The following is a 9714-nucleotide window of genomic DNA, read 5'->3' on the forward strand; positions in this document are numbered from 1 at the left end:
GCCGCGTCAGTCGTCCTCCCCCTCCAACTCCCCCTCCGTCTCCAGGAACACCTTCCGCAGCGCGTCCAGCACCCCCGGGTCCGGCTTCTCCCACATGCCGCGCGACTCCGCCTCCAGCAGGCGTTCCGCGATGCCGTGCAGGGCCCAGGGGTTGGCCTCCTGGAGGAAGGCGCGGTTCTCCGGGTCCAGGACGTACGTCTCGGTCAGCTTGTCGTACATCCAGTCCGCGACCACGCCCGTCGTCGCGTCGTAGCCGAACAGGTAGTCGACCGTCGCCGCCAGCTCGAACGCGCCCTTGTAGCCGTGGCGGCGCATCGCCTCGATCCACTTCGGGTTGACCACGCGGGCGCGGAAGACGCGGGAGGTCTCCTCGACCAGGGTGCGGGTGCGGACCGTTTCCGGGCGGGTGGAGTCGCCGATGTACGCCTCCGGGGCCGTGCCCTTCAGGGCGCGGACCGTGGCGACCATGCCGCCGTGGTACTGGAAGTAGTCGTCGGAGTCGGCGATGTCGTGCTCGCGCGTGTCCGTGTTCTTCGCGGCGACGGCGATGCGCTTGTACGCGGTCTCCATCTCCTCGCGCGCCGGGCGGCCCTCCAGTTCGCGGCCGTACGCGTAGCCGCCCCAGACCGTGTAGACCTCGGCCAGGTCCGCGTCCGTGCGCCAGTCGCGGCTGTCGATGAGCTGGAGGATGCCCGCGCCGTACGTGCCGGGGCGGGAGCCGAAGATACGGGTGGTGGCGCGGCGTTCGTCGCCGTGTTCGGCCAGGTCCGCCTGGGCGTGGGCCCGTACGAAGTTGGACTCGGCGGGCTCCTCCAGCCCGGCGACCAGCCGTACCGCGTCGTCCAGCAGCCCGATGGCGTGCGGGAACGCGTCCCGGAAGAAACCGCTGATGCGCAGCGTGACGTCGACACGGGGGCGGTCGAGTTCCGTCAGGGGGATCGGCTCCAGGCCCGTCACCCGCCTCGACGCGTCGTCCCACACCGGGCGCACGCCCAGCAGCGCCAGCGCCTCCGCGATGTCGTCGCCCGACGTGCGCATCGCGCTCGTGCCCCACAGGGAGAGCCCGACGGACGTCGGCCAGTCGCCGTTGTCCGTGCGGTAGCGGGTCAGGAGGGAGTCCGCGAGGGCCTGGCCGGTCTCCCAGGCGAGCCGGCTCGGGACGGCCTTGGGGTCGACGGAGTAGAAGTTGCGGCCGGTCGGCAGGACGTTGACCAGGCCGCGCAGCGGCGAGCCCGACGGGCCGGCCTGCACGAAGCCGCCGTTCAGGGCGTGTACGACGTTGTCGATCTCGTCCGTGGTCGCTTCGAGGCGCGGTACGACCTCCCGCGCCGCGAACTCCAGGATCGCCGCGACCTGTTCCGGATGGCCCGCCGCGACCCCCGGCACCGCCGCCGGGTCCCACTCCGCGTCCTCCATCGCCTGGACCAGCGCGCGGGCCGTGGCCTCCACCGCGTCCGCGTCCGCGCGCCCCGGCGCGGACTCGTCGAGCCCGAGCGCCTCGCGCAGGCCCGGCAGGGACGTCGTACCGCCCCAGATCTGGCGCGCGCGCAGGATCGCCAGCACGAGATTGACGCGCGCCTCGCCCTCCGGCGCGCCGCCCAGCACATGCAGCCCGTCGCGGATCTGCGCGTCCTTGACCTCGCAGAGCCAGCCGTCGACGTGGAGCAGGAAGTCGTCGAAGCCGTCGTCGTCAGGCCGGTCCTCAAGACCGAGGTCGTGGTCGAGCTTCGCCGCCTGGATCAGCGTCCAGATCTGCGCGCGGATCGCGGGCAGCTTGGCCGGGTCCATGGCGGAGATCGCCGCGTACTCGTCGAGGAGCTGCTCCAGGCGCGCGATGTCGCCGTACGACTCGGCGCGCGCCATCGGCGGTACGAGGTGATCCACCAGCGTGGCGTGGACGCGCCGCTTCGCCTGCGTACCCTCGCCCGGGTCGTTGACCAGGAACGGGTAGATCAGCGGCAGGTCACCGAGCGCCGCGTCGGGCGCGCACGCGGCGGACAGGCCCGCGTTCTTGCCCGGCAGCCACTCCAGGTTGCCGTGCTTGCCGAGATGGATCATGGCGTCGGCGCCGAACCCGCCGTCGGCGGCGGGGGCCTGGATCCAGCGGTAGGCGGCCAGATAGTGGTGCGAGGGCGGCAGATCGGGGTCGTGGTAGATCGCGATCGGGTTCTCGCCGAAGCCGCGCGGCGGCTGGATGAGGATCAGCAGATTGCCGCGCCGCAGCGCCGCGAGGACGATGTCGCCGTCCGGGTCCCCGCCCTTGCCGACCCGGCTGCGGTCCAGGAACATCTCGCCAGGCGGCGGCCCCCAGTGCCGCTCCACGGACTCGCGCAGCTCGGCGGGGAGCTTCTCGTACCAGCGCCGGTAGTCGGCGGCCGGGATCCGGACCGGGTTACGGGCGAGCTGCTCCTCGGTGAGCCACTCCTGGTCGTGGCCGCCGGCCTCGATCAGCGCGTAGATCAGCTCGTCGCCGTCGCCGGACTCCAGTCCCGGGACCGCTTCCGTGCCGAAGTCGTAGCCCTGGCCGAGCAGTTCGCGCAGCAGCTCGACGGCGCTGGCGGGGGTGTCGAGGCCGACGGCGTTGCCGATGCGGGAGTGCTTGGTGGGGTACGCGGAGAGGACGAGCGCGATGCGCTTGTCGGCGTTCAGGATGTACGCGAGACGCGCGTGGCGTACGGCGATCCCGGCGACGCGCGCGGCCCGCTCGGGGTCGGCGACGTAGACCGGCAGACCTTCCTCGTCCAGCTCCTTGAAGGAGAACGGGACGGTGATCAGCCGACCGTCGAACTCCGGCACAGCGACCTGCGACGCCGCGTCCAGCGGCGAGAGCCCCTCGTCGCTCTCCTCCCAGGCGGCGCGGCTGCTGGTGAGGCAGAGCGCCTGAAGGATCGGTATGTCCAGCGCGGCGAGCGCGCCCGCGTCCCACGCCTCGTCGTCCCCGCCCGCCGACGCCTCGGCCGGCTTGGTGCCCCCGGCGGCGAGGACGGTAGTGACGATGGCGTCGACCCCTTCCAGCGCCGTCAGCAGCTCGGGCTCGGGGGCGCGGAGCGAGGAGACGAAGATCGGGACGGCACGGCCGTTCGCCGCCTCGATGGCGTCGCACAGGACGTCCACGAAGGCGGTGTTCCCGCTGAGGTGGTGGGCGCGGTAGTAGAGGACCGCGACGTTCGGCTTGTCGTCCCCGAGGTCGGCCGCCTCGGCCCGGCGGTGGACCCGGCCCCAGGTCGGCGACGCGGCAGGCGGCTCGAAGCCGTGGCCGCTGAGCAGCACGGTGTCGGAGAGGAAGCGGGCGAGCTGCCCGAGGTTCTCAGGACCGCCGTGCGCCAGATACGCGTGCGCCTCGGCGGCGATCCCGATCGGGACGGTCGACGCCTCCATCAGCTGCGCGTCGGGGGCCTGCTCACCGGTGAGGACGACGACGGGCCTGGGTCCGGCGAGGAGCAGGTCGATCCCGTCCTGCCAGGCGCGCAGCCCGCCGAGGAGCCGTACGACGACGAGGTCGACGCCCTCCAGCAGCGCGGGCAGCTCGTCGAGCGCGAGCCGGGCGGGGTTGGCGTAGCGGTAGGGGACCGGGCCGCCCGCCGCGCGGGCGCTGAGCAGATCGGTGTCGGACGTCGACAGGAGCAGAAGCATGCGGCGTCTGGCCTTCCTCGGGGTCCGCGCCCCGGGCGGGGTGAGTGGACGGCGGGAGTTCCTGACTCGCTCGGCGTACGCGTTGCCGCGTCGCCGGGCTCACAGTGGCGGGACCGCGCCGGGTTCGCACCGGACTTCCTCCCCAAGACGCCGTCGCTGGCGATGGCGGCGGGCCGTGGAACCCGCCGTCTGCATAGTAAGTGCTGAGGTCACGGGCGGGGAGGGCGCCCGGACGGCCGGGGTACGGCGGCCCCTGGCGACAGGTGGCCAGCCGGGGTCACGTGGGTATGCTCGCGGCCATGCCGCCCACCCCGCCAACGCCCGCGAACCGGGACGAAGCCCCCGCACGGGCCGCCGCCGTGGCCGTGGCCGCTGCCGTGGCCGCTGTCCCGACCGCCGAGCCGGTCGCGGCGCCGGTCGCTGTCCCGGTCGCGGCGCCGGTCGCGGCGCCTGTGGCCGCTGTGGCTGCCGCGCAGGTCGTGGCTGTGGCTGCCGCGCCGGTCGCCGCCATGGCCGCTGTCACCGCGCCCGCTGTCACCGCGCCCGTCGTCACCGCGCCCGTACGCGCGGGAGCCGCGCCCGTACGCGAGCGCGGGGACGCCTGCCCGGGGGCGCTGCGGCTGCACCCGGCGGACGACGGCCGGTTGGCGCGACTGCGGCTGCCCGCCGGTCACCTGACGTACCGTCAGGCCCGGACCCTGGCGACGGCGGCCGAGCGGCTGGGCGACGGCCACCTGGACATCACGTCCCGGGGCAACCTCCAGCTGCGGGGGCTCGGCGCGAGCTGCGGCGGCGAGCTGGCGGAGCTGCTGCGCGAGGCGGGGCTGCTGCCCTCGCAGGAGCACGAACGGGTACGGAACATCGTGGCGTCGCCACTGTCGGGGGTGGACGAAGTCCCCCCGGCCGACGTCTTCTTGTGGGCCCGGGAGCTGGACGCGCTGCTGTGCGCGAGCCCGGCGGCGACCGCGCTCTCGGGCCGTTTCCTGTTCGCGCTGGACGACGGCAGGGGCGATGTCGCGTCCCTCGGCGCGGATGTGACGTTGCTCGCACGACGGGACGGTACGGCGACCGTCCATACCGGCACAAACCACCCCGGGCTCCGGGTCGCCGCCACCGACGCTCCGCGCGCCGCGCTGCTGGCGGCGGAGACCTTCCTCACGGTGGCGGCGGCGAGCGGCTCGGGCGCGTGGCGGGTGGCGGAGCTGCCCGCCGGACACGGCGGCCGGACGCTGTCCGCCGCGGTGGCGGCGCGGCTGGCGGAGGCGGGGATCGCGGCGGAGGCCGGAATCACGGCAGAGGCCGGAATCGCCGCGGAGGAGGTCGGTACGGGGGACACCGGTACGGGCTCCGCCGGTACGGCGGGCTCCGCCGGTGCTCGGGCCGTCGCGGCAGGGCCGCCCGCCTCGTACGCCCCCGCCGAGCCCCCGGCCCCCGGGATCGTCCGCTCCCCCGACGGGACGTCGGCCGCGGTGTCCGTCTATCCGCCGCTGGGACGGCTGAGCGTGGCGCAGTGGCGTGCGCTGCTCTCCGCCGAACGCGACGGCTCGCACGGGATACGGCTGACCCCCTGGCGCGGCGTGGTCGTCCCCGGCCTGGAACCGGCCGCCGCCGAGCGCCTCCTCGACCGGCTCCGTACCGCCGGGCTGATCACCGCCCCCGACTCCCCCTGGCACGGCGTCGGCGCCTGCACCGGCCGGCCCGGGTGCGCGAAGGCGCTGGCCGACGTACGGTCCGACGCGGCCACGACGCTGCGGGCGGCAGGCCGCGACGCGCTCCCCGTCCACTGGTCGGGGTGCGCGCGGCGCTGCGGCCACCCGCAGGGCGACCACGTGAACGTGATCGCGACGGCCGAGGGCGACTACACCGTCTCCGTGACGGGCCCCTTGGCCGCGCCCGTACCGCCCGTACCGCCCGTACCGCCCGTAACCCCCGTACCGCCCGTACCCGTACCCCCGTCGGAACTCGCCGCGGCAGTGGCGACAGCACGTACCTCTCAGGCAACGACAGCAGCGACGAGATGAGCGAGACCGGAGTGTCCACAGTGTTCGACTACGAGAAGGACGGCGCGGAGATATACCGCCAGTCCTTCGCCACCATCCGCGCCGAGGCGGACCTCGCCGGGCTGCCCGCCGACGTCTCCCAGGTCGCGGTGCGGATGATCCACGCCTGCGGCATGGTCGACCTCGTACGCGATCTCGCCTTCACGCCGACCGTGGTGGCCCGCGCCCGCGAGGCGCTGCGGGCGGGCGCGCCGATCCTGTGCGACGTCTCGATGGTCGCCAGCGGAGTCACCCGCAAGCGGCTGCCCGCCGACAACGACGTCGTGTGCACCCTCTCCGACCCCGCCGTCCCGGCGCTGGCCGCCGAGCTGGGCACCACGCGCAGCGCCGCCGCCATGGAGCTGTGGCGGGACCGGCTGGAGGGCTCGGTCGTGGCCGTCGGCAACGCGCCGACCTCCCTCTTCCGGCTGCTGGAGATGGTCGAGGCAGGCGCCCCGCACCCGGCGGCCGTCATCGGCGTACCGGTCGGCTTCATCGGCGCGGCCGAGTCCAAAGACGCGCTGGCCGCGCACCCTTCGGGGCTGGAACACCTGGTCGTACGGGGACGGCGCGGCGGCAGCGCCATCGCGGCGGCGGCCATCAACGCGATCGCGAGTGAAGCGGAATGACCGAGAACAGCAACAGCAACAGCAACAGCGGCAACAGCGGCAACAGCGGCACCAACGACACCGAGGACACCAACGACGCCAAGTCCGGCGTCGGCCGCCTCTACGGGGTCGGCCTCGGCCCCGGCGACCCGTCCCTGATGACCGTACGGGCCGTCCGGGTCATCGCGGAGGCGGACGTCGTCGCGTACCACAGCGCGCGCCACGGCCGTTCCATCGCGCGCTCCATAGCGGCGGAGCATCTGCGCGCGGACCACATCGAGGAACCGCTGGTCTACCCGGTCACCACCGGCACCACCGACCACCCCGGCGGCTACCAGGGCGCGATGGACGAGTTCTACGCCGAGTCCGCCGCCCGGCTCGCCGCGCATCTCGACGCCGGGCGTACGGTCGCGGTGCTCGCCGAGGGCGATCCGCTCTTCTACGGCTCGTACATGCACATGCACAAGCGGCTGGCGGACCGCTATCCGACCGAGGTCATCCCGGGTGTCACGTCCGTGAGCGCCGCCGCGGCGCGGCTCGGCGCCCCGCTGGTCGAGGGCGAGGAGGTGCTGACGGTCCTGCCCGGCACGCTGCCCGAGGAGGAGCTGACGGCCCGGCTGGCGGCGGCGGACTCGGCCGTCGTGATGAAGCTCGGCCGGACCTTCCCGGCCGTACGGCGGGCGATCGAGCGGGCCGGGCGGCTGGCGGACGCGCGCTACGTCGAGCGCGCCACGATGAGCGGCGAGCGCACGGGCGCGCTGGCCGACACGGACCCGGAGTCGGTGCCGTACTTCTCGGTGGCGGTGCTGCCGAGCCGGGTGGACGCGGGACCGTCCCCTTCCGCAGCGGCTCCTCCGGTCGGCGAGGTGCGCGAAGTCGGCGAGGTCGACGAGGTCCGCGCGGTCGGTGAGGTCGGTGAGGTCGGTGAGGTCCGCGCGGTCGGTGAGGCCAGTGTCGGTGAAGGCGATGAGGCCAGCGTCGGTGAGGTCGGTGAGGTCGTGGTCGTGGGGACGGGACCGGCCGGTCCGCTGTGGCTGACACCCGAGACGCGCGGCGCGCTGGCCGCTGCCCAGGACCTGGTGGGCTACACCACCTATCTGGACCGTGTTCCCGTCCGGCCGGGCCAGCGGCGGCACGGTTCGGACAACAAGGTGGAGTCCGAGCGCGCGGAGTTCGCCCTCGACCTGGCCCGGCAGGGCCGTCGGGTGGCGGTGGTCTCGGGCGGCGATCCGGGGGTCTTCGCGATGGCCACGGCCGTGCTGGAGGTGGCGTCGGCCGCTCCGTACCTGGAGGTTCCCGTACGGGTGCTCCCGGGCGTGACCGCCGCCAACGCGGCGGCGGCACGGGCCGGAGCCCCGCTGGGCCACGACTACGCCGTGGTCTCCCTCTCCGACCGGCTCAAGCCGTGGGAGGTCATCGCGGAACGGCTGCACGCGGCGGCGAGCGCCGATCTGGTCCTCGCGCTCTACAACCCGGGCTCGGGCAGCCGTACCTGGCAGGTCGGCAAGGCCCGCGAACTGCTGCTGGAGCACCGCGCCCCGGACACCCCGGTGGTCGTCGCGCGCGATGTGGGCGGGGCGGGCGAGCGCGTACGGATCGTACGGCTGGCGGACCTGGACCCGGCTGAGGTCGACATGCGGACGATCCTGATCGTCGGCTCCTCGCAGACGGTGACGGTACGACGCGGCGGCTCGCAGGGCGGTGGCGAGGAGATCGTCTGGACGCCGCGCCGCTACCCGGAGGGCGGCTCCGCCGAAAACCGCTCCACCGAAGCCCGCTCCGCCGAAGCCCGCCCCGCCGCAGCCCGCCCCGCCGAAAACCGCCCCGCCGAGAGCGGCTCCCCGGAGAAGTGAACCGCCCACTCCACCGCCTCCTCGACGCTCCCCGCGACGGCCACCCCCTCCGGCACGGGCGGCCGTCGCACGACCACGACCGGGATCCCCGCCTCGCGGGCCGCGGTGAGCTTGGGCGCGGTGGCAGAACCGCCGCTGTCCTTCGTCACGACGGCGTCGATGCGATGGCGGCGGAGGATCTCGCGCTCCCCGTCGAGCGTGAAGGGCCCACGGTCCAGCAGGACTTCGGTCCGCGCGGGGCAGGGCGGCTCCGGCGCGTCGACGGACCGTACGAGGAACCAGGGGTCGCCGAGGCGCGCGAAGGCCGCCAGCCCCATGCGCCCGGTGGTGAGGAAGACCCTGCGCGCACCGAGCCCGCGCAGCGCGTCGGCGGCCTCCGCCAGGGAGCCGACGCGACGCCAGTCGTCGCCCGCGACCGGCTCCCAGGACGGCCGGCGCAGCGCGAGCAGCGGGACGTGGGCGGAGGCGGCGGCGAGGGCCGCGTTCCGGCTGATCGTCGCGGCGAAGGGATGGGTGGCGTCGATGAGCGCGTCCACGCGGTGCGCGCGCAGCCAGCGCGCCAGCCCGTCGGCGCCCCCGAACCCACCGACGCGCACCTCCCCCGGCGGCAGCACGGGCCGCGCGACGCGCCCGGCGAGGGACGTGGTGACCCGGAGCCGGACCGGAGCGTCGGCGCGGCCCCGGGGGTGAAGCGTCGCGGCCGACGTCTCGGTCGACGTCTCGGCCAACGTCTCGGCCAACGTCTCGGCCAACGTCTCGGCCAGCCGACGTGCCTCGGTGGTGCCACCGAGGATCAGCAGATGCGGCGGCCGTTCACTGGTCACAGGGAGGTCTCTCATGGCTGAAGGAAAACGGGCGGGGGACGGGGAAGTGGGGAACGGGCACGCGGCGGGCGGAGACGTTACGGGCGGAGACGTTACGGGCCGAGACGTTACGGGCGGAGACGTTACGGGCGGACGCGACGCCCAACTCAAGCACACGGGGCTGCGCCACGGCTGGACGACCGGTGCGTGCGCGACAGCGGCGACGACGGCCGCGTACACGGCCCTGCTGACGGCGGAATTCCCCGATCCGGTGACGATCACCCTGCCCAAGGGCCAGACCCCGGCCTTCGCGCTGGCGAAGGAGGAACGCGCGGCCGGTCACGCCATGGCGGCAGTGGTCAAGGACGCGGGAGACGACCCGGACGTCACCCACGGCGCGCTCATCCGCGTCACCGTCCGCCCGCTGCCGCCGGGCGCGGGCGTCGTCTTCCGCGCGGGCCCCGGCGTGGGTACGGTGACGCGCCCCGGCCTGCCGCTGGAGGTAGGCGAACCGGCGATCAACCCCGTACCCCGGCAGCTGATGCGCGCGCACGTGGCGCAGGTGGCGGCCCGGTACGGCGGCACGGGCGACGTCGAGATCACCGTCTCCGTCGACCACGGCGAGGAGATCGCCCGCTCCACCTGGAACCCGAGGCTGGGCATCCTGGGCGGTCTTTCGGTCCTCGGCACGACGGGCGTGGTCGTGCCGTACTCCTGCTCGGCGTGGATCGACTCCATCAGGAGGGGCGTGGACGTCGCGCGCGCGGCGGGCCGTACC

The 9714-nt window shown here is 74.4% G+C and carries 5 protein-coding genes, 1 pseudogene and 1 riboswitch; of the genes and pseudogenes, 4 read left to right on the forward strand and 2 right to left on the reverse strand.

Annotated features, from left to right (window positions below):
• Positions 1–6: 6 nt before the first annotated feature.
• Complete coding sequence (gene cobN / locus DVH02_RS32915; RefSeq protein ID WP_114627512.1) at positions 7–3633, reverse strand: cobaltochelatase subunit CobN; 3627 nt, start codon at positions 3631–3633, stop codon at positions 7–9.
• A 55-nt stretch (positions 3634–3688) separates the two neighbouring features.
• A riboswitch (cobalamin riboswitch) is annotated at positions 3689–3774 on the reverse strand.
• 158 nt (positions 3775–3932) lie between these two features.
• On the opposite strand from cobN, the gene cobG reads away from it, so the two are divergent.
• The 3 genes from cobG (at position 3933) to cobJ (ending at position 8133) form a co-directional block, all read left to right on the forward strand.
• Positions 3933–5654 (forward strand): precorrin-3B synthase, encoded by a 1722-nt coding sequence (gene cobG, locus DVH02_RS32920; RefSeq protein ID WP_233518604.1) that lies wholly within the window; start codon positions 3933–3935, stop codon positions 5652–5654.
• A complete protein-coding gene (locus DVH02_RS32925) occupies positions 5651–6301 on the forward strand; it encodes a precorrin-8X methylmutase (protein ID WP_114627513.1) in 651 nt (216 codons plus the stop codon). Before cobG ends, DVH02_RS32925 begins: the two co-directional genes overlap by 4 nt.
• A gap of 137 nt (positions 6302–6438) precedes the next feature.
• Positions 6439–8133: a precorrin-3B C(17)-methyltransferase gene (cobJ, locus tag DVH02_RS32930; protein WP_233518606.1), complete on the forward strand. Its 1695-nt coding sequence runs from the start codon at positions 6439–6441 to the stop codon at positions 8131–8133.
• Between the two features lie 5 nt (positions 8134–8138).
• Here the strand turns inward: cobJ and DVH02_RS32935 are convergent.
• Positions 8139–8972, reverse strand: a pseudogene (locus DVH02_RS32935) (cobalt-precorrin-6A reductase); the annotation flags it as partial.
• Between DVH02_RS32935 and cbiD the strand changes: the two are divergent.
• Positions 8971–9714, forward strand: a 744-nt coding sequence (gene cbiD, locus DVH02_RS32940) for a cobalt-precorrin-5B (C(1))-methyltransferase CbiD (protein WP_233518605.1), incomplete at its 3' end; no start/stop codon positions are given. The pseudogene DVH02_RS32935 and the gene cbiD sit on opposite strands and share 2 nt — an antisense overlap.

Origin of the sequence: Streptomyces corynorhini (assembly GCF_003346515.1) — a bacterium.
GTDB lineage: Bacteria > Actinomycetota > Actinomycetes > Streptomycetales > Streptomycetaceae > Streptomyces > Streptomyces corynorhini.

Coding starts and splice junctions, on each gene's coding strand:
- cobN (WP_114627512.1), bottom strand. CDS start 3,633: ATGCTTCTGCTCCTGTCGACGTCCGACACCGATCTGCTCAGCGCCCGC.
- cobG (WP_233518604.1), top strand. CDS start 3,933: ATGCCGCCCACCCCGCCAACGCCCGCGAACCGGGACGAAGCCCCCGCA.
- DVH02_RS32925 (WP_114627513.1), top strand. CDS start 5,651: ATGAGCGAGACCGGAGTGTCCACAGTGTTCGACTACGAGAAGGACGGC.
- cobJ (WP_233518606.1), top strand. CDS start 6,439: ATGACCGTACGGGCCGTCCGGGTCATCGCGGAGGCGGACGTCGTCGCG.